Annotated in this window: 21 protein-coding genes and 1 pseudogene; 7 read left to right on the top strand and 15 right to left on the bottom strand. The window is 60.9% G+C overall.

All coding sequences use genetic code 11. The features are described from left to right. Positions 1 to 54: 54 nt before the first annotated feature. The 5 genes and pseudogenes from HBJ59_RS12055 to HBJ59_RS12035 form a co-directional block, all read right to left on the bottom strand. Positions 55 to 795 (bottom strand): hypothetical protein, encoded by a 741-nt coding sequence (locus tag HBJ59_RS12055; protein WP_178124265.1) that lies wholly within the window; start codon positions 793 to 795, stop codon positions 55 to 57. A gap of 4 nt (positions 796 to 799) precedes the next feature. Continuing rightward, complete coding sequence (locus HBJ59_RS12050; RefSeq protein WP_167663671.1) at positions 800 to 1,153, bottom strand: gamma-glutamylcyclotransferase family protein; 354 nt, start codon at positions 1,151 to 1,153, stop codon at positions 800 to 802. A 27-nt stretch (positions 1,154 to 1,180) separates the two neighbouring features. Continuing rightward, a pseudogene (locus HBJ59_RS31485) lies at positions 1,181 to 1,339 on the bottom strand ((Fe-S)-binding protein); the annotation flags it as partial. A gap of 78 nt (positions 1,340 to 1,417) precedes the next feature. Further along, a complete protein-coding gene (locus HBJ59_RS12040) occupies positions 1,418 to 1,996 on the bottom strand; it encodes a DUF4337 domain-containing protein (protein ID WP_167663670.1) in 579 nt (192 codons plus the stop codon). A gap of 54 nt (positions 1,997 to 2,050) precedes the next feature. After that, positions 2,051 to 2,935 (bottom strand): LysR family transcriptional regulator, encoded by an 885-nt coding sequence (locus HBJ59_RS12035; RefSeq protein WP_167663669.1) that lies wholly within the window; start codon positions 2,933 to 2,935, stop codon positions 2,051 to 2,053. Between the two features lie 96 nt (positions 2,936 to 3,031). Here HBJ59_RS12035 and HBJ59_RS12030 point away from each other — a divergent pair, with 96 nt between their 5' ends. Next, entirely contained in the window at positions 3,032 to 4,000 is a 969-nt protein-coding gene (locus HBJ59_RS12030) for an NAD-dependent epimerase/dehydratase family protein (RefSeq protein ID WP_167663668.1), read from the top strand. On the opposite strand, the gene HBJ59_RS12025 is transcribed toward HBJ59_RS12030, so the two are convergent. Together HBJ59_RS12025 and HBJ59_RS12020 are read right to left on the bottom strand one after the other, a co-directional pair. Further along, complete coding sequence (locus tag HBJ59_RS12025) at positions 3,987 to 4,343, bottom strand: DUF2784 domain-containing protein (protein ID WP_063028044.1); 357 nt, start codon at positions 4,341 to 4,343, stop codon at positions 3,987 to 3,989. The two genes, HBJ59_RS12030 and HBJ59_RS12025, sit on opposite strands and share 14 nt — an antisense overlap. Positions 4,344 to 4,367: 24 nt before the next feature. After that, a complete protein-coding gene (locus HBJ59_RS12020; protein ID WP_167663667.1) occupies positions 4,368 to 5,264 on the bottom strand; it encodes a LysR family transcriptional regulator in 897 nt (298 codons plus the stop codon). Between the two features lie 97 nt (positions 5,265 to 5,361). Between HBJ59_RS12020 and HBJ59_RS12015 the strand changes: the two genes are divergently transcribed. Both HBJ59_RS12015 and HBJ59_RS12010 read left to right on the top strand, forming a co-directional pair. Beyond that, complete coding sequence (locus tag HBJ59_RS12015) at positions 5,362 to 6,210, top strand: oxidoreductase (RefSeq protein ID WP_063028048.1); 849 nt, start codon at positions 5,362 to 5,364, stop codon at positions 6,208 to 6,210. Positions 6,211 to 6,314: 104 nt separating this feature from the next. Beyond that, entirely contained in the window at positions 6,315 to 7,001 is a 687-nt protein-coding gene (locus HBJ59_RS12010; RefSeq protein WP_167663666.1) for an HAD-IA family hydrolase, read from the top strand. Positions 7,002 to 7,118: 117 nt separating this feature from the next. Here HBJ59_RS12010 and HBJ59_RS12005 read toward each other — a convergent pair whose 3' ends face one another. Then, positions 7,119 to 7,511, bottom strand: a complete 393-nt coding sequence (locus tag HBJ59_RS12005) for a YbaN family protein (RefSeq protein WP_167663665.1) — start codon at positions 7,509 to 7,511, stop codon at positions 7,119 to 7,121. 20 nt (positions 7,512 to 7,531) lie between these two features. After that, complete coding sequence (locus HBJ59_RS12000) at positions 7,532 to 8,119, bottom strand: YecA family protein (RefSeq protein ID WP_017477430.1); 588 nt, start codon at positions 8,117 to 8,119, stop codon at positions 7,532 to 7,534. Positions 8,120 to 8,449: 330 nt separating this feature from the next. Between HBJ59_RS12000 and recQ the strand changes: the two genes are divergently transcribed. Continuing rightward, the gene (gene recQ, locus HBJ59_RS11995; protein WP_076015124.1) at positions 8,450 to 10,576 is read left to right on the top strand and encodes a DNA helicase RecQ; all 2,127 of its coding nucleotides are present in this window, start codon (positions 8,450 to 8,452) and stop codon (positions 10,574 to 10,576) included. A 121-nt stretch (positions 10,577 to 10,697) separates the two neighbouring features. Beyond that, complete coding sequence (locus HBJ59_RS11990; protein WP_076015125.1) at positions 10,698 to 11,132, top strand: MarR family transcriptional regulator; 435 nt, start codon at positions 10,698 to 10,700, stop codon at positions 11,130 to 11,132. Between the two features lie 133 nt (positions 11,133 to 11,265). Here the strand turns inward: HBJ59_RS11990 and HBJ59_RS11985 are convergent, their stop codons facing one another. Continuing rightward, a complete protein-coding gene (locus HBJ59_RS11985; RefSeq protein ID WP_167663664.1) occupies positions 11,266 to 13,455 on the bottom strand; it encodes a patatin-like phospholipase family protein in 2,190 nt (729 codons plus the stop codon). 83 nt (positions 13,456 to 13,538) lie between these two features. Between HBJ59_RS11985 and HBJ59_RS11980 the strand changes: the two genes are divergently transcribed. Further along, positions 13,539 to 13,826: a SelT/SelW/SelH family protein gene (locus HBJ59_RS11980; RefSeq protein ID WP_167663663.1), complete on the top strand. Its 288-nt coding sequence runs from the start codon at positions 13,539 to 13,541 to the stop codon at positions 13,824 to 13,826. Here the strand turns inward: HBJ59_RS11980 and HBJ59_RS11975 are convergent. Both HBJ59_RS11975 and HBJ59_RS11970 read right to left on the bottom strand, forming a co-directional pair. Then, positions 13,820 to 14,710, bottom strand: coding sequence for a DMT family transporter (locus HBJ59_RS11975; RefSeq protein WP_167663662.1), 891 nt, complete (start codon positions 14,708 to 14,710; stop codon positions 13,820 to 13,822). The two genes, HBJ59_RS11980 and HBJ59_RS11975, sit on opposite strands and share 7 nt — an antisense overlap. A 154-nt stretch (positions 14,711 to 14,864) precedes the next feature. Continuing rightward, on the bottom strand, positions 14,865 to 15,656 hold the full coding sequence (locus HBJ59_RS11970; RefSeq protein ID WP_076015129.1) for an AraC family transcriptional regulator: 792 nt from the start codon (positions 15,654 to 15,656) through the stop codon (positions 14,865 to 14,867). A 133-nt stretch (positions 15,657 to 15,789) separates the two neighbouring features. Here HBJ59_RS11970 and HBJ59_RS11965 point away from each other — a divergent pair, with 133 nt between their 5' ends. Next, on the top strand, positions 15,790 to 16,599 hold the full coding sequence (locus tag HBJ59_RS11965) for a UDP-2,3-diacylglucosamine diphosphatase (RefSeq protein WP_003214618.1): 810 nt from the start codon (positions 15,790 to 15,792) through the stop codon (positions 16,597 to 16,599). A 141-nt stretch (positions 16,600 to 16,740) separates the two neighbouring features. Here HBJ59_RS11965 and HBJ59_RS11960 read toward each other — a convergent pair whose 3' ends face one another. The 3 genes from HBJ59_RS11960 to phhA form a co-directional block, all read right to left on the bottom strand. Further along, positions 16,741 to 17,937, bottom strand: coding sequence for an amino acid aminotransferase (locus HBJ59_RS11960; RefSeq protein WP_167663661.1), 1,197 nt, complete (start codon positions 17,935 to 17,937; stop codon positions 16,741 to 16,743). Then, a complete protein-coding gene (locus tag HBJ59_RS11955; protein ID WP_167663660.1) occupies positions 17,937 to 18,293 on the bottom strand; it encodes a 4a-hydroxytetrahydrobiopterin dehydratase in 357 nt (118 codons plus the stop codon). The genes HBJ59_RS11960 and HBJ59_RS11955 overlap by 1 nt, the downstream gene beginning before the upstream one ends. Before the next feature lie 105 nt (positions 18,294 to 18,398). After that, entirely contained in the window at positions 18,399 to 19,190 is a 792-nt protein-coding gene (gene phhA / locus HBJ59_RS11950; RefSeq protein ID WP_063028067.1) for a phenylalanine 4-monooxygenase, read from the bottom strand. Positions 19,191 to 19,201 lie beyond the last annotated feature (11 nt).

Below are 19,201 nucleotides of genomic sequence, written 5' to 3'. Positions count from 1 at the left end.
CTGGTTTCGAGAGAAACCAGGGGTTTTGTGTTTTCTGCGGGACAAAAAAGCCTGTTATGGCTTATCCCCGGTCGCGCAATTGAACCGATCATCAATAGGCGCTTGGCGAGGAGGCTCGAAGTACCCGGGCGTGAGACGGTTTTCGGTACGTTGCCAGCGTTGTGGGTAAGACAGCCTCGAATAGGGAGAATTGTCCTTGAGCGATTCGTAGTTCAAGGAGATATCTATCTGCGCGGCTCCGAACAGGAGGGGGCCTTCGACCGAAAGGATGGAGCCGGTAAGCCAGGTCCCGTCCGGGTTTTCCAGGTACATGGGCGCAGTGACGCGTAGCCAGGTGCGCCCGGCATCCTGGGAAAAATACAGGCGCGGCAGACCGCCCCCACCGTTGCTGAAACTCGGCGGACGAACAATTGGAATGGCCAGGTAGTTCGAGTTGGCGGCATCAATCATCAATGGGGCGCCTTTGCCCCGAACGGTAATGCCATTGAACGAGCCAAATCGCGCTACTGGGCTATGAATGCCGAGTCGGGTGTCGGTGTAGTACACCATGTCGCCTGAGTCGGCGATGGAAGGTGCAGAGCCGTTGCAGAGCTTGAGGGTGGTCTGGTCGATCTCGAAGAAGCGCGAGGAGTCGATGCGATAGATGACTCGGCCAGGCAGATACTGAACCGGCTCGGGGGTATTGCTGCAGGCCGCGAGTAACGCGCACGAGATCAGGAGCGGCAGCTTCACAAATCCGGCAGTGCACGCTTTCCGAGTGATCTGCGGGAAATTGCCCCGATTGAAGAGCCGCACCTTCTCAAGCCTGCACATAAACCCAAGCCGTCAACCCCGAAGCCAACCCCACCGAAACCCGCTTATAGTCCGACACTTCATACGCATCCGCCGCTGCAAGCTCCTTCTCGGTAATCTGAAACACCATCCCCTCAACACTGTCCTCATTCCGCCCGCTCGGTGAAACAATCGGATGATGAGTCTTGCCACTCGCAGCCAACACCTCAAGATCGGTAATCGCCACCCAGCTTTTCGAATACCCCAGCATCGCATCCTGCTGGCCCACCAACTCCCGACCAAAGTTGGCCAACTGCACAGCCTTGTCCTGCAACGTGCCGTAGGAAAACAACAGCACGGGAAATTCGGTCGAGCGTTCCATTTCACTTCCTTGATAGAGCGTTAAGGGTTAAGCCAACAAATCTGCGTAAAACGCACCATAAGCCTCGCTCGGGTGCGCAATCTGGATATCCAGGATCCAAAGTCCTTCATTAGGATACTGGTCAACGTCCCGAATATCACCGCCTCGATAAATCGCAAAGGGGAAATCGCTGACGCGGTGCCCTTTCTCCCAGCACCGGTTTGCCGTCGGAGTGTTGGTTGAAGGCTGTGAGGGTGTTGGTGCCAAGGTGCTGAGCGGGTGACCTCAAATATGCAGCCACGCCATCCCGCCCAACACCACACTCACGCCACCAGCGGTATACGCCATGCGCTTCAACCATTCCTTACGTGTCAGCAAGGTGATCGCCGCCAACGAAATAGCGATCTGAATCGCGGTCATCGCCTGCGCCCAGCGGTGATGTTGATGCAGCGCCTGCTCTGATTTTTCATCCCATTCCTTCGACGTCGCTTCGAGCTTTTCCGCTTGTTTGCGTACTTCTTCCTTCTGGGTTTTGTAGCGTTGGATCTCTTCGCTGTAGTGCGCCGCATCAACCCCAGGAATATGCGTGGCCAGCTCCGCGAGGTTCTGCCGGCTGGATTTGGCCTGGTAGTAGTTCCACTGGTTGGCGGCTTCGGTCTTGAAGATGGCGGCGTTGTTTTTGTCCATCGCCGCTTCGCTTTCGGTGGAGCCGGCCTGGTAGCTGAGCATGGCGCCGACGGTGGCCATGATGGCGGTCATCACGGCAATGCGGCTGGCGAAATTGTCTCCGCGGCCGTGGGCATGTTCGGTGGTGTGTTCGACGTGTTTTTCGTGGGGGCTGGGGACTTCGAAGGCTTCGGACATAGGGGCGTCTATGAAGGGACTGAGGGAGTCTGATTCTTCACCAGCGAAGCTGTCTCAATCCTGTACGTAATGCTGCAAACCGGCCACCAGGGCATCAAAGGTGACGCGGCAACGCGGGCTGTTGCGCAGGTCTTCGTGCATGGTGACCCAGGTGTCCAGTTGCAGGGAAAAGGCGTCCGGCAGGACCCGGCTCAGGCGGGCGTCTTGCCGGGCCAGTTTGACCTGGCAGCCACCGATACCGGCGCCGGCGCGGATCAGGGCCAGTTGTGCGAGGTCGCTGTCGCTGCTGAGGGAAAAGGCGCTGCGCTCAAAGCCTTTGACGGCCAGGCTGCGGATGAAGGCGTTTTCCTGGTCGTAGCCGATGACTGAGTGGGCCGTCAGGTCATTCAGGCTCTGGGGCGTGCCGTGTTGTTGCAGGTAGTCGTTGCGTGCGTGCAGGCCGACTTCGATAACGCCGATGCGTTTCGCCAGCAGTTGTTCCTGGCTGGGTCGGACCATTCGCACGGCGATGTCGGCCTCCAGTTGCAGCAGGTCGAGCAGGCGATTGCTCAGCACCAGTTCGACCTTGAGGTGCGGGTGCTGCTGGCGCAGGCGGGTGATGATCGGCGGCAGGACTTCCACGCCGATCACTTCGCTGGCAGACACCCGCACCACGCCGCGCACTTCGGGGCCTTGGGGCGAAGCGGCTCGTTCAAGGGCGGCGGCGGTGGTCTCCATGGTTTCGGCGTGGGTGCGTAGCGTGAGGGCGACCGCCGTGGGCAGCAGGCCACTGGCGGAACGGGTGAACAGCACCACGTTCAGGGATTTCTCCAACGCAGCGATGTGCCGCCCGACGGTGGGTTGAGTGATGCCGAGCTGCCGTGCGGCCCCCGACAACGATCCTTCCTTGAGTACCCCGAGGAAAGACCGGTAAAGCTCCCAACCAATAGTCGATGCCATGCATAAATGTATAGCGACTGGATGATCTTTGGCAATTCCTCTATAGCCCGCCCTCGAACAGAATCGCCTCATCAAACAACCCTCAGGGGAAAAAGCATGAACAAGGTTCTGGTGTTGGGCGCGACAGGCGGGGTTGGTGGCGAAGTGGCGCGGCAGTTGTTCGCTGCCGGCTGGCAGGTGTGCGCCCTGACGAGGGATGTGGATAAGGCCCACAAGCAGAACGCCGATTTCACATGGATAAAAGGTGATGCGCTGAACCGCGAGGAAGTCGTCGCGGCGGCCAAGGAGTGTTCGGTGATCGTGCATGCGGTCAACCCGCCTGGTTATCAGCGCTGGGCAGAACTGGTGTTGCCGATGATCGATAACAGCATCGCGGCGGCAATCGCTGGAGGGGCGACGATTGTCCTGCCGGGCACGGTGTACAACTTCGGGCCTGATGCATTTGCGCGGTTGGAGGAAGATTCGCCGCAGCATCCACTTACCCGCAAGGGCGCGATCCGGGTGGAGATGGAGCAGCGTCTGCTTGAGGCGACCCAGCAGGGCGCCCGGGTGTTGATCGTGCGGGCAGGCGATTTTTTCGGCGCCAAGGCCGGCAGCAGCTGGTTTTCCCAAGGCTTGGTCAAGCCCGCAAAGCCGGTGGCCAACGTGACCTATCCAGGGGCGCCAGGTGTGGGGCATCAGTGGGCTTACCTGCCTGACGTAGCGAGAACCATGGTCGAGTTGATTGCACGCCGCGACACCCTTGATGCCTTCGCCCGTTTTCATATGGCGGGGCACATAGATGCCGATGGTCGGCAGATGAGCCAGGCGATTCAGCGGGTGGTGTCACGCAGGACCGGCCGCCAGCCTTCTGTCAGGGCTTTCCCATGGTGGCTGCTGAAACTGGCCGCGCCCTTTGTCACCACCTTCCGCGAGATGCAGGAAATGCGCTACCTGTGGCAAACCGAGGTGCGCATGGATAACCGTCACTTGGTGCAAGTGCTGGGCAGCGAACCCCACACACCGTTGGATGAGGCGGTTGAGGCGACGTTAGTTGGTATTGGTTGCCTGCCTAAGAGCGCCTGATCAGGCGCACATACACCGCGATGTTGATCAACAGCACCAGCGCGCCCAGCCCCAATTGAATCTGCGGCGTCAGCCCGGCCGGATAGATCAGGGTCAGGATGTAATGCTCGATGAAGCCACCACCATAACCGTCCTGCCCGGCCAAATGACGAAACAGATTTTCCCAGCGGGTCAGCGGGCAGGGCAGGTGGAACACTTCCACCGCAACGCCCCAGGCAGCAGCGGGCAAATGCAGCCACATCACGGGCCGCCATTTGAGGGCGAGCAAACCGCCAAACAGCACGAACAGAATGAACGACAAATGAAACAGCACCAGGCCGTCAGCGGCGAAGCGGTAGAGCATGATTGGGTTCGCTTTTTGAAAGGATCAGGTCCCGAATTCTTCCTTCAGGAACTCGATGAACACCCGCAATTTCTTCGGCGTGTTCGTACGGTTGAAGTAATACAAATACAGCGCGCTGTGGGCAATCCAGTCGTCCAGCACCTCCACCAACTCACCGCGTTGCAGGTACTGCTCGACGCTGGAGCGCGCCACGTAGGCAAAGCCAAACCCGTCCAGCGCACCGCGCACCATCAATTCAACATCGTTGGTCGCCAGCCGGCCTTTTACCGTAACCCGCATCTGCTTGCCGGCTTTTTCAAAGTCCCAGCGGTGCAGCGAGCCGGTCTGCGCACTGCGGTAGTTGACGCACTCATGCTCCAGTAAATCGTGGGGATGAGTGGGCAGTTTGCGCCCCTGCAAATACTCCGGCGTGGCGACGATGACGAATCGCAACTGCGTCGCCACCGGCACCACCACCATGTCTTCGGCAAGCACATGGTCGTAGCGGATGCCCGCGTCAAAACCCTGGGCGACGATATCCACGAGGCTGTTGTCCACCGCCACTTCCAGGTTGATGCCCGGGTATTTGCGCAGGAAGCGCTGGAGCAACGGTTGCAGGACCATTCGGCTGGCGGTGGAGGGAATGTTCAGGCGCAAGGTACCGGCGGCGTCGACCGTAGCCGCTGCTACGCTGTGCAGGCTGGTTTGCAGCTCTTCCAGCAGCGGCGTGATCTTCTGGATCAATTGCTCGCCGGCCTCGGTCACGCTGACGCTGCGGGTGGTGCGGTTGAGCAGTTGCACGCCCAACTGTTTCTCCAGGGCGCGCACGCGATGGCTGACGGTCGACACCGAGAGGCTGCTGGCGTCGGCCGCCTGGGTGAAGCTTTTCGAGCGGGCGACCTGTAGGAACAGTTGCAATTGCTGGAAATCGGGCGTGTCCATTGTGTGGTATTTCCGAAAGGGCCTTGCAGATTATGCATCTTTTTAGCAAGAACAGCGGCGCGCATACTTTTCCTACACTCACGAGGATTGGCCCTTTATGACGACTTCCACCGCAAAACCCGTCTGGTTCATCACTGGCTGCTCCACCGGTTTCGGCCGCCAGCTGGCGTTGCACACCCTGAGCCTCGGCTACCCGACCGTGGTCACCGCACGTAATACGCAACAGGTGCAGGACATCGTCGCCGGTCACGAAGACAACGCGCTGGTTCTGACGCTGGACGTGACCGACCAGGCCCAGGTCGAGGCGGCTGTCAAAGCGGCTGAAGAACGTTTCGGCCATATCGACGTACTGGTCAACAATGCCGGTGTTGGCTACTTCGGCTCCTTCGAAGAAAGCGACCTGGATGATGTGCGCAACATGTTCGAAATCAACGTATGGGGCCTGAGCGCCATGACTCGCGCGGCCTTGCCCGGCATGCGCGCCCGGCGCTCGGGCAGCATCGTGAACATTTCCTCGGTGGGCGGTGTGGCGGCGTTCCCGTCGCTGAGTTTCTACAATGCGACCAAGTTTGCGGTGGAGGGCCTTTCCGAGGCGCTTTCCCAGGAAGTCGCGCCGTTGGGCATCAAGGTGTTGCTGGTCGAGCCGGGCCCGTTCCGTACCGACTGGGCCGGGCGTTCGGCCAACGAGGCGGCTCACGGGATTGCCGACTACAAGGAAACGGCGGTGGCACGTGCCAACATGGTGCGCAACTACAGCGGCAAGCAGCCGGGTGATCCGGTGCGCGCGGCGATTGCCATCGTCAAGGCGGTGGAGGCTGAGCAACCGCCATTGCGCTTGCTACTGGGCAAGGCGGCGTTGACCTTTGCGCGGACCAAGGTGAAGGCATTGAGCGCGGATTTTGATGCGTGGGCTGAGGTGACTGAGGGCGCTGATTTTCCTGAGTGAAGCGCTGACAGGGTTCGGCACAGGCTCGTAACGGTTGCTAGCAGCGCAGGCGGGCCGTTATTGTGCTGAATCTTTTTAGTCCTTTTGCCCACGGATCTGTAGTGATGAATGCACCGCGTACCGCTGTCCCGATCAAGGCTGTCATTTTCGATATGGACGGGTTGTTGCTGGACACAGAAGGCATCTACACCGAAGTCACGCAGATCATCGCCGAACGCTACGGCCGTACCTATGACTGGGGGATCAAGCAGCACATCATTGGTCGCGGCGCCCAGGACCTGGCGGATTACGTGGTCAAGGCCCTGGACCTGCCGATTACGGCCGCCGAATTTTTGGTGATCCGCGAGCCACTGATGAGTGAGCGTTTCCCCAAGGCCTTGGGCATGCCGGGCGCTGAGGCGCTGGTGCGGCACTTGAAGGCGAATAACATTCCGATTGCCGTGGGCACCAGTTCGTCGCGCAATTCGTTTGGTCACAAAACCACGTTGCACCGTGAGTGGTTTGGGCTGTTCGACACTATCGTGACTGCGGATGACCCGGAAGTGGGAGCGGCCAAGCCAGCGCCGGATATCTTCCTGACGGCGGCGCGCCGCTTGGGTGTGGCGCCAGAGGATTGCCTGGTGTTTGAGGATTCGCCGTTTGGCGTGACGGCGGCGAAGGCTGCGCACATGACCGCGATTGCCGTGCCGGATGAGGCGATGGCGGACAGCAAGTACCACCATGCTGACCAGATTATTCGCAAGTTGGCGGAGTTTGATCTGGCGGCGTATGGGTTGCCGCCAATGCGTTGATCCCTCTAAAGCCACTGGATCAAAAATGTGGGAGCGGGCTTGCTCGCGAATACGGTGTGTCAGCCGATACATGTGCTGGCTGATCCACCGTATTCGCGAGCAAACCCGCTCCCACATTTAGTCCTGCGGTGCCTTGGGCAACGTCTTCTGCCGCAAAATATAAACCGTCACCAACACCGCACTGGTCAGCATGAACCCTCGCGCCCAAACCAGCGGCACCAGGTAGCAGGAAAACCCGATACTCACCCACATCAACCCAATGGCATACACCTTGCCCTTGAGCGGAATCCCGTTGCCATCCAGATAGTCACGGATCCACGGCCCCAGGCGCGGGTGTTCCACCAGCCATTGGTAGAAGCGCGGGGAGCTACGGGCGAAGCAGGCGGCAGCCAGCAGAAGGAAGGGAGTAGTGGGCAGCACCGGCAGGAAAATGCCGATCACCCCAAGCACTACGCTCAGCCAGCCGATGGCCAGCAGAACGTAGCGCGTGATCACAGAGCGATTGCCCATGGGCGCCACGGGCAACGGTCTTAGTGGTGGCGAGGCTTGAGGATCGCCGGCTTTTCGTCAGGTGCGTTGCACAGCAGGTACAGGGCGGTCAGCGCTTCCGGGATCTGAACGATCATGTCGTCCATCAGGTTGGCGTCGGAGGCGATGTCGGAGAACTCAGGTTGCTCGTCGAACAGGCCGGAACCGACCATGATCGGCAGCAGCATTTCGCTGACTTCTTCTTCAGCCGTTTCGAACCAGGCCTCTTCACGCAGGAACACGCCTTCCATGAAGCCGATGCACCAGCCGCGCAGTTCGGAGTCGTCCGGATCTTCGCCGAGGTCCAGGTCGCAAGGCAGTTCGAACTCTTCATCGGAAGCCAGTTGGCGGCCAATGTGAGCCTTGAGGGCCAGCAGGGTGGATTCGATTTCTTCGCGCTGGGCGGCATCACTGTAGTGAGGCTCTTCAGAGAACAGTGCGTCGATCCATTCACGATCAGGCACGACATCGGAGCAGATCGACAGCGCGGTCAGATAGCCGTGGGCGGCCACGTAGTCCAGCGCCTCGTCGTGCAGCTCATCGGCATCGAGGAAGGCTTGCAGGCGGGTTAGTTGCTCAGCGAAGGACATTGACGGACTACCTTGGGAATAAACGATGGGCAATTCTAGGCTTTCTTGAGCGCCCAGGCCAGCTTGTGGGAGCGGGCTTGCTCGCTAAGGGGACAATTGGGTCTACCTGACGGAATGAATTCCCAGCATTTCGGGCCATTTAATGGGCCTGTGCAATTCACCAACGGCACCCATTGCCGGCTGACCCTCGGGTATACTGCCGCGTTTTGTGATGCCCCTACAGGCCAAGCGCCAGTCGCGGGGAAAGTTCGCTTACGGATTATTTCCCGCTCAAGCGTGCTTTTTCGACCAGCCTGTACAGAGGGATTTCGGCGATATTTGGAGTTTTTCATGCTCGAGCAGGCTCAACGCGTCCTCAAGGACATCTTCGGCTACGACAGTTTTCGTGGCCGCCAGGGTGCGATCATTGAGCGCGTGGCCAACGGTGGAGACGCCCTGGTACTGATGCCTACCGGCGGCGGCAAGTCGCTGTGTTTCCAGGTGCCGGCACTCCTGCGTGAAGGGCTTGCAGTGGTGGTGTCGCCGTTGATCGCCTTGATGGACGATCAGGTGGCCACCCTGGAAGAGCTCGGCGTGGCGGCCGCCGCGTTGAACTCCACCCTCAGCGCCGAACAGCAACGCGACCTCGCCGCCCGCATCAAGCGCGGCGAAGTGAAGATGCTTTACCTCGCCCCCGAGCGCCTGGTGCAGCCGCGCATGCTGGCGTTCCTGCAGAGCCTGGAAATTTCCCTGTTCGCCATCGACGAAGCCCACTGCGTGTCTCAGTGGGGTCACGATTTCCGTCGCGAATACCTGCAACTGGGCCAACTGGCGGAGCTGTTCCCCAACGTCCCGCGCATCGCCCTGACCGCCACCGCCGACAAACGCACCCGCGAAGAAATCGTCGAACGCCTGCACCTGCAGGACGCCGAGCGGTTCCTCTCGAGCTTCGACCGGCCGAATATTTTTTACCGCATCGTGCCCAAGGAACAGCCGCGCAAGCAGTTGCTGGCGTTCCTTTCCGATCGGCGCAGCGACGCGGGCATCGTCTATTGCCTGTCGCGCAAGAAGGTCGATGAGGTCGCCGCATTCCTCAGCGAACAAGGCTACCCGGCGCTGCCGTATCACGCGGGCCTGCCCAATGAGCTGCGGGCGTACCACCAGAAGCGCTTCCTCAACGAGGAAGGCTTGATCATGGTCGCTACCATCGCGTTCGGCATGGGCATCGACAAATCCAACGTGCGCTTTGTGGCCCACATGGACCTGCCCAAGTCCCTCGAGGCGTACTACCAGGAAACCGGACGTGCCGGCCGTGACGGCCTGCCGGCGGATGCCTGGATGGTCTACGGCCTGCAAGACGTGGTGATGCTCAAGCAGATGCTGCAGAACTCTGAAGGCGATGAGCGCCACAAGCGCCTGGAACAGCACAAGCTCGACGCCATGCTCTCGCTGTGCGAAGAAACCCGCTGCCGTCGCCAGACCTTGCTCGCCTACTTCGACGAAGACATGCCGCAGCCGTGTGGCCACTGCGACAACTGCGTGGACGGCGTACAGACCTGGGACGCCACCGAGCCGGCTCGCCAGGCGTTGTCGGCGATCTACCGCACCGGCCAGCGCTATGGCGTCGGGCATCTGGTGGATGTGTTGCTGGGCAAGGACAACGAAAAGATTCGCAGCTTCGGCCACGAGAAGCTCTCGGTCTACGGCGTCGGCAAAGACCGCGCTGAAGGCGAATGGCGCTCGCTGTTCCGACAGATGGTCGCCCGTGGCCTGGTAGACATCGACCTTGAAGGCTACGGCGGTCTGCGCCTGAATGACAGTTGCCGGCCGCTGCTCAAGGGCGAAGTCAGCCTGGAGCTGCGCCGCGACCTCAAGCCGCAAACCACCCCCAAATCCAGCACCAGCCAGGCCAGCCAATTGGTGCGCTTCGAAGAGCGCGAACAGTGGGAAGCCTTGCGTGCGCTGCGTAAGAAGCTCGCCCAGGAACACAGCGTTCCGCCGTACGTCATCTTCCCCGACTCCACCTTGCTGGAAATGCTCCGCGAGCATCCCACCACCCTGGGCGAAATGGGCAGGGTCAGCGGCGTCGGTGCGCGCAAGCTGGAGCGTTATGGCCAGGCCTTCCTCGAAGTGCTCGGCGGTCAGGTCGAGGCGCCGAAAGAGGTCGCCGATATCCGCCACGAGCTGATCAGCCTGGCCCGTGCCGGCATGACCCCAATCCAGATCGCCGGGCAGTTGCAGTGCTCGGAAAAGAACGTCTACACCTTGCTCGCCGAGTCCATCGGCAAGCAGCAGTTGTCGTTGGAGCAGGCGCTTGATTTGCCGGAAGATTTGCTCGGCGAAATCCAGGATGCATTCCTGGATGGAGAAGGCGAATTGCCACCGGTTTCCGAGATTGCGCCGTTGTTTACCGGGCGTGTGCCTGAAGGCGTTTTGTACTGCGTCAGGGCCGCTTTGCAGTCGGAATTCGAGATTTGATGTGCCAATTACGACAATGTAACGAATCAGTACATACCGGGTCTTGCCTACTGGCATGGGTCATGCTTAGCTGACTAATAATTAGCCACACTTTATTTTCAGTCTAATCCATGAGTTTTTTATGCCGTTAACCGATCAACACCGTTTTGGCATGCAGTTGGCGCAGATGTCCCGAGGTTGGCGTGCCGAGCTGGATCGTCGCCTGGCAGGTTTGGGCTTGTCTCAGGCACGCTGGCTGGTGCTACTGCACCTGGCCCGTTTTACCGAACCGCCTACCCAGCGTGAACTGGCGCAAAGTGTCGGGGTAGAAGGGCCCACATTGGCGCGTTTGCTCGACAGTCTGGAAGGCCAGGGCTTGGTGCAACGCCAGGCCGTGGTGGAAGATCGCCGCGCCAAGCGCATCGTGCTGTGCGACACCGCGAAGCCGTTGATCGAACAGATTGAAACCATCGCCACGGCCTTGCGCCATGAGCTGTTTGTGGGTGTCGATGAAGAGGATTTGCGGGTGTGCATGCGGGTGCATGAACACATCCTCGGAAATCTCGAGAAGTCCTGATTTTCGAAACGCCGAAGATCAAAACATGTGGGAGCGGGCTTGCTCGCGAAGGCGGAGTGTCAGTGAATGCATGTGCTAACTGACACACCGCCTTCGCGAGCAAGCCCGCTCCCACATTGGTTTTGTGGTGTAGTCAGAACGTCTGCCCCAGGTTCAGATACACCGCCTGCTGATTGTCATCGTTAAACCCGTAACTGAAATTCAACGGCCCCAGCGGCGTGTCAAACCCCAGGAAAATGCTGGCGGCGTTGATATACCCGCTGTCGTACTCATTGTCGTTGTTCCACGCTCGCCCACGTTCCAGTGACCCGCCGAGGTACAACGGGAAATCCAGCGGCAAGTAAGACCGCGGCGTCAGCCGGCGGTAGTAAACCGCCCTCATCAGGCTGATGTTCTGCCCGGCGATCGCATCCTCGCGAAAGCCCGACAACTGCCGCGCGCCACCCAGCAGGAAGCTGGAAATCACCACGTCCGACTTATCCAGGGTGCGCCCATAACGCCCGCCGAGGATCAGCGTGTCCGGCCCGCTGCTCATGGCCTTGTCCAGCTTGAATTCCCACTGGCGATAGCGCTGGTCCGAACCCAGTCCTGGTTCGAACTCGCGGAAGGCCAGGCCGATGTCTTCACCGGTGTGGGGGAAGTACACGTTGTCGAACGAATCGAAGGAGTACTTCAGCTCATAGAAGCCTTCGCTGAAGTTGATGCTCGGTGAATCCCGGTCACCAATGCGTACATCCGCCTTGCCCCAGGCCTCGCCGACGCCGAAACGAATCTCGCCGCTGTTGCCGATCTGCCGGCCCACGTTCAGGCCGAAGCCGTAGCGTTCCAGGCGGTACTCGGAGATCGGGTTGTTGTCTTCGATCAGCTCAACGTTTTGCGCCTGGGCACTGATATAGGGCGCGACAAAGTAGCGCGAGCCGGTGTCCATCGGCTGATAGAACTCGCTGTAAAGCTCCTGCTTGTCACCGATCTGCACCCGGGTCAGCCATTCGGCGCCGAGGCGGTTGATGCCATTCATGCGGTAGCTGGCGCCGAGGTTGAAGGCGCTGTCGCCGCGCATGTCATCCGACAGGTTGAGCCCCAGGCGCAGGTAATCGGTGCCGCTGCGCTTACCCCGGGCGCTGATGACCAGGGTGTTGTCCTTGCCCTTTTTCACCACGCGGTATTGCACCTGCTCGAAGTAATCCAGGCCGTACAGGGTGCCCATGTCGGTTTGCAGGCGGGCCATGTCCAGTGGCTCGCCGATGTTCTGGCGGATGTAGTAGCGGATCACCTCGTCGCCCACTTTGGAGTCGTTCTCCACCTTGATCGCGGTGATCACCGGGTTGCGCTCGCCGGGTGTGCGGGCGGCCACCAGTGACGGGTCTACCGGCTCGGCCGGGCGCAAGTGTGCCAGGCGGACGTCGAGGGCGCGGGTGGCGCGATAGCCGGCGTCGATCATGTCCTTGGCGCGGCCGAAATCCGTCACGCCGTAGGCGGCCAATGACGGCTGGATCAGCACGTCGCGGGGGGCCAGGGCCTTGAGTTGTTCTTCGGAGTTGCGCCGGGTCATCAGGGTGATGGACTGGTTGAGCACGTCGACCACGGTGTTGAGTTGTTTGCGCGAGCGCAGCGGGGTGCCGATGTCGACGACGATGGCAATGTCGACCCCCATTTCCCGCGCCACATCCAGTGGGATGTTATCGGTCATGCCGCCGTCCACCAGCAGCCGGCCGTCCAGTTCCACCGGGGCAAACACCGCCGGGATCGACATGCTGGCGCGGATCACCTGGGGCAAGTGGCCCTTTCGGAACACCACCTTTTCACCGCTGGTAATGTCGGTGGCCACGGCGCGGAAGGGGATGGGCAGCTTGTCGAAATCCCGGGTGTTACTGCTGTGGGCGAACATGCTTTCCAGCAGCAAGGCCAGGTTCTGGCCCTGGATCACCCCCAGTGGCAAGCCGAGGCTGCCGTCGTCGCGAAAGCTGAGTTTCTGTTTGACCAGGAAATCCCGGTCATCCTGCTTGCGCCGGAACGGCACGTCTTCCCGTGGCGGCGCGTCGGACAAGGCGAGCTTCCAGTCGATGTTCAGTGCGAGTTTTTCCAGCTCGTCGATTTTGTAGCCCGAGGCATACAGCCCGCCGATCACCGCGCCCATGCTGGTGCCGGCAATCGCATCGATGTGGATGCCTTGTTCTTCCAGGGCCTTGAGCACACCAATGTGCGCCAGGCCACGGGCAGCACCGCCGGAGAGCACCAGGCCGATCTTCGGGCGCGGGTTTTCGACGGCTTGGACGAGGACAGGGAGCAGGCACAGCAACAGGCAGGACAACAGGCGGCGCATCATCAATCTCAAGGCTGGACGATAAAGGCCGGTATTATAGCCACTCGATCCTTTCAACCCGCCAAGCAGGAGCCATTCAATTCATGTCAGTGGCCAAACCCGAGATTGTGATTACTTATTGCACCCAGTGTCAGTGGCTGCTGCGCGCCGCCTGGCTGGCCCAGGAGCTGTTGAGCACGTTCGCCGATGACCTCGGCAAAGTGGCCCTGGAGCCGGCCACTGGCGGTGCGTTTCGCATCACTTGCGATGGCGTGCAGATCTGGGAGCGCAAGGCGGATGGCGGCTTTCCGGAAGCCAAGGTGCTCAAGCAACGGGTGCGCGACCAGATCGACCCGCAACGGGACCTGGGGCACAACGACCGTACTCAGTGAACCTCGGCCGTGGTGGCCGGCTGCTTGGCCGGTTTGGCGCTGCCCATCAGGCCGGACACCACGATGGCGACGATGATCAGCGCGCCGCCCATCAGCATGCGCAGGGTCGGGGTTTCGGCAAACAGCAGCCAGGCCATAGTGATGCCGTACACCGGCTCCATGGCAAATACCACCGCGGCGGTGCGGGCCTTGAGCACCGCGAGGCTGGCGACAAACAGGCTGTGGGCCAGACCCGTGCAGAACACACCCAGCAGGCCGATCCACAGCCAGTCCAATGCGCGCACCTGCGCCAGTTCAGGCGCAGCCACCGGCAACAGGCACAGCGCTACCACGACGTTCTGGCACAAGGCCGCCTGCACCGGCGGGATACGCCCGCTGGCACGGTTATTCAGCGACAGCAGCGAGAACAACAAGCCGGAACCGACGGCCCACAACAGACCGTTGGTGGCCTGGCTGGCGAGGTTGAAGTCCGGCGTGACCAGCACCAGGCCGATGCTCACCAGCACCACCAGCAGGATTTCATTGGCGCGAATCCGCTCGCGGAAAATCAGGCCTTCGAGGATCACCGTAAAGGCCGGGAAGGTGGCGAAGCCCAAGGTGGCGATGGCCACACCCGCGACCTTCACCGCAATAAAGAAACTCACCCAATGCCCGGCCAGCAACAGGCCGCTGACCAGCAGGCGGCGCCAGTCGCGGGCTTGCAGCGTCTGCCAGGTGGTGTTGCTGGCGAAACGCGCGAAGATCGCCAGGGCAAGCACCGCGAAGGCGGCGCGTCCGAACACGATGATTGCCGGCGAGGCGGCCGCCAGTTTGCCGAACACGCCAGTGAGGCCAAACATCAATGCGCCGATATGCAGGGCGCCGAGGGCTGTGCGGGGAGTCATTGCGATCCTTAAACGACGGGTTTACAGGATCGCAGTCTAGAGGGTTGCAGGCGTTTGCGTCTGTCGTTGGGCTCGCGGGTTTTGTCGCAGGGCTCTTGCTTGGTGAAGATCCCTGTGGGAGCTGGCTTGCCTGCGATGCAGACAACTCGGTCGTTCAGATAGCGCGCGGTGATGCTATCGCAGGCACGCCAGCTCCCACACTGGACGGTGCTTGTCTGAAGGCTCGGGGCGAGAGGCCAAACTCGCGCAACATCGCCGCAGCAAATGCACTTTGCGAACCATAGCCAACCCGCGCGGCAATCTCGCCGATGGGCAATTGGCTGTTGCGCAACAGGTCGCGCGCCATCTGTAAGCGCCGGGTACGGATGTAGTCCATCGGCGTTTGCCCGCACTCCGCGATAAACCGCGCATGCAGACGGGCGACGGACAGGTCGGCGATCTTCGCCAGGTCGGCCACTTGCAGTGGGTGTGCCGCATGCCGCTGGATGTGCGCATCGAACGCGGCATACGGCAGGCGCTTGCCCGCCAGCGGCTGTACGAAATTCAGGCTGGCGAGCAGTAACACGGCGCCTTGCTGGGCGATCAGCGGATCGTCCACCGGGCTGCTTGCCAGCCACTGCACCAGTTGGGTTTGGCGATTGTCGAGGGTCAGGTGGGCGGACCGGTCGAGCAAGCGCCGGCTGGCGTCGGCATGCTCCCCCAGGGACTGCGCCAACCAGTGCTCATCGGGCACGTCCAGCACCAGGCAGCGGCTGCCATCGCGGCTGATACATGCGTGATGAGCGGCGTAGGGCAGCACCATCACGCTGCTGTGTTGCACCTGGCTGCCAAGGCCATCCACCTCGAAGTCCAGATGCCCGGACAGGCCAAACACCAGCTGCGCGTGGTCATGGCTGTGGGCGATGGGCTCTTCGACGTAGTGGCGTAGCGTGAGGTTGGGTCTCATCGCAGTCTCCTGGGCAGGCCCGCAGTTTACATCGCTTCGCCCGCCTTGGGCGCTGTCATCAGACTGACGCAACACTGTCATGGGCTATTAATCCCGTGGGCGCAAGCTCGCGAAAACCCCGTGAGGCATGCCCATGACCAGCGCCGAACTCGCCAAACCCAGCCGCAAGCAACGCGTGCGTACCCTGTGGATTTCCGATGTGCATTTGGGCACACGGGATTGTCAGGCCGAACACCTCTCACACTTCCTCAAGGGCTACCACGCGGACAAGGTCTACCTGGTGGGCGATATCATTGACGGCTGGAAACTGCGCAGCGGCATGTATTGGCCCCAGGCCCACACCAACGTGATCCGCCGACTGCTGACCATGAGCAAGCGCGGCACCGAGGTGATCTACGTCACCGGCAACCATGATGAGTTTCTGCGGCGTTACTCGAAGCTGATCCTCGGCAATATCCAGCTGGTGGATGAAGCGGTGCATGTGACTGCCGATGGCCGGCATCTGCTGGTGATCCATGGCGACCAGTTCGATGTGATCACCCGCTATCACCGCTGGCTGGCGTTCCTCGGCGATTCGGCCTACGAGTTCACCCTCACGCTCAACCGCTGGCTGAACCACTGGCGGGCGCGTTATGGCTACGGCTACTGGTCGTTGTCGGCGTACCTCAAGCACAAGGTCAAGACGGCGGTCAGCTTTATCAGTGATTTTGAGGAAGCGATTGCCCATGAAGTGACCAAGCGCGAATTGCACGGCGTGGTGTGCGGGCATATTCACCATGCGGAGATTCGCAAGGTGGGCGAGGTGGATTACCTCAATTGCGGGGATTGGGTGGAGTCGTGCACGGCGCTGATCGAGCACTGGGACGGGCATATCGAGTTGTATCGATTGGCGGATGCCCAGGCCAAGGAAGCGCAGCTAAAGGCCGAGATGGTCGCGGGCTAAGCCTCAACCCCACAGACTCACTCGGTCTAAATGTGGGAGCGGGCTTGCTCGCGAATGCGGAGTGTCAGTCACCAGATAATTCGACTGATCCACCGCTTTCGCGAGCAAGCCCGCTCCCACATTTGGAGCCGGTTTCTTCAGTTAGGTGTGGGAAACATCCGCGATGGCTTCGGCCAACAGCGTCAACCGCGTCGCATCAATCCCCGCCACGTTCGCGCGCCCGGAATTGACCATATACACGCTGTGCTTCTCCCGCAGTTGCTTCACCTGTTCCGCACTCAACCCGGTATAGGAAAACATCCCGCGTTGCGCCGCGATATGCGCAAACCGCTCCGACAATCCGTGGGGCGCCAGCGCCTCCACCAACCCGGAACGCAGCTGCGCAATCCGCGCGCGCGTGGCTTCAACTTCATCGGCCCAGCGCTTTTTCAGCTTGGCATCACCGAGAATGGTCGCCACGACTGCCGCACCATGATCCGGCGGCGTCGACCACAAGTTACGCGCAATAAACGCCAGTTGGCTGCGCACATCCGTCAGCTTCTCGGCCTTCGCCGCGCACACAATCAGCGCGCCCACACGGTCACTGTACAAGCCAAAGTTCTTCGAGCAGGAACTGGTGATCAGCACTTCAGGCAGCTCAGCCGCCAACAGCCGCACCGCCCACGCATCCTGTTCCAGGCCATCGCCAAAACCTTGATAGGCAAAGTCGATCAGCGGCAGCAGCTCGCGCTCTTTGACGATCTTCAGCACCTGGCGCCAGTCATCCTGGGACAGGTCGAAGCCGGTCGGGTTGTGGCAGCAGGCGTGCAGTAGCACCACATCGCCCTTGGGCACCGTGGACAGTGTGGCCAGCATCGCCGCTACATCCAGGCGATTGTCGCTGCCCACATACGGGTAATGGCTGACCTTGAGCCCGGCCTTGGCGAAGATGGTTTCGTGAATCGGCCAGGTCGGGTTGCTCAGCCATACGCCACGGCCGGGCAGGCTGTGGGCGATAAAGTCGGCGCTCAGGCGCAGCGCGCCGGTGCCGCCTGGCGTCTGGGTGGCGCCGGCGCGACGTTCACTCAGTAGCGGCGAACCAGCGCCCAGCACCAACTCACTGATCAGCGTGCCGAACGCGGCATTGCCATGGCCGCCGATGTAAGTCTTGGTGGTTTGTTGCTCCACCAGGCGCTGTTCGGCCAGTTTCACCGAATACGGGATCGGCGTCAGGCCCTGGTCGTCCTTGTACACGCCCACGCCGAGGTCGAACTTGTTCGGGTTTGGATCCTGGGCGTACAACTCCATCAGCCCGAGGATCGGGTCTCCGGGCACCCGGCCAATCGCGTCAAAATGCATTACTTGCGGCCCTCGGCATCCTTGGCCACTTCGTCGGTGCGCGCGGCCATGATGAAGTCGTTGCGGTGCAGGCCCTTGATGGAGTGGCTCCACCAGGTCACGGTGACTTTGCCCCATTCGGTGAGCAGGCCCGGGTGATGGCCTTCAGCTTCGGAGATCACGGCCACCGCGTTGGTGAAGGCCAGGGCGAATTTGAAATTCTTGAACAGGAAGACCTTTTCCAGCTGCATCACGCCATCGCGTACTTCGATGTTCCAGTCGGGGATCTGTTTGATCAGCACCGGCAACTCTTCGTCGCTGACTTGCGGGGCGTCGGCGCGGCAGGCTTCGCAGTGGGCTTGGTTCAAGGTGGTCATGTGGGGATTCCTGAAATCGAGTGTTTGGAAAACGGTCGTCAGTGGCGTCACCCTAAAGCAACGCGGGACCAGGGAACAGACTCACCTGGCCCGAAAAGCCGCAGCTCAAGCCGCTTTTGGCTTGGGCGGAAACTTCGGTGCGTGTAGGCCGAGCTGCATCCCGCGTTCAACCATGCCCATGATGTCTTCCTGCGCCACTTCGAACAGGCGCTTGAGGTTGGGCAGGGCGAAGTACAGCGGTTGCAGGATGTCGATGCGGTACGGCGTGCGCATCGCTTCCAGCGGGTCGAAGGCTTGATGCTCAGGCTCGTCCGAGAGGCAGTACACGGTTTCCTTGGGTGAAGACAGGATGCCGCCGCCGTAGATGCGCCGGCCTTCGGGCGTGTCCACCAGGCCGAACTCGATGGTCATCCAGTACAGGCGCGCCAGGTACACGCGCTGTTCCTTGGTCGCGGCCAGGCCGAGCTTGCCGTAGGTGTGGGTGAATTCCGCGAACCAGGGGTTGGTCAGCAGTGGGCAGTGGCCGAAGATCTCGTGAAAAATGTCCGGTTCCTGCAGGTAATCCAGCTCTTCACGGGTACGAATAAACGTCGCCACCGGAAACTGCTTGTTGGCGAGCAACTCGAAAAAGGTCTGGAAGGGGATCAGCGCCGGCACCCGGGCGACTTGCCAGCCGGTGGTCTCGGCCAACACTTTGTTGACTTCCGCCAGCTGCGGAATGCGGTCATGGGGCAGGCCGAGCTTGTCGATGCCGTCCAGGTATTCCTGGCAGGCGCGGCCCTCGATCACTTTCAGTTGGCGCGTGATCAGGGTGTTCCACACCGCATGTTCTTCGGGCGGGTAGTCGATAAAACCGTTCGCGTCGGGCTCGCGGGCCACGTACTGCGTCTGCTTCATACTGCTCTCCT

Origin of the sequence: Pseudomonas sp. AN3A02, from assembly GCF_011765255.1 — a bacterium.
Classification (GTDB): Bacteria; Pseudomonadota; Gammaproteobacteria; order Pseudomonadales; family Pseudomonadaceae; genus Aquipseudomonas.
This window is presented reverse-complemented; position numbering and strand designations above follow the sequence as displayed.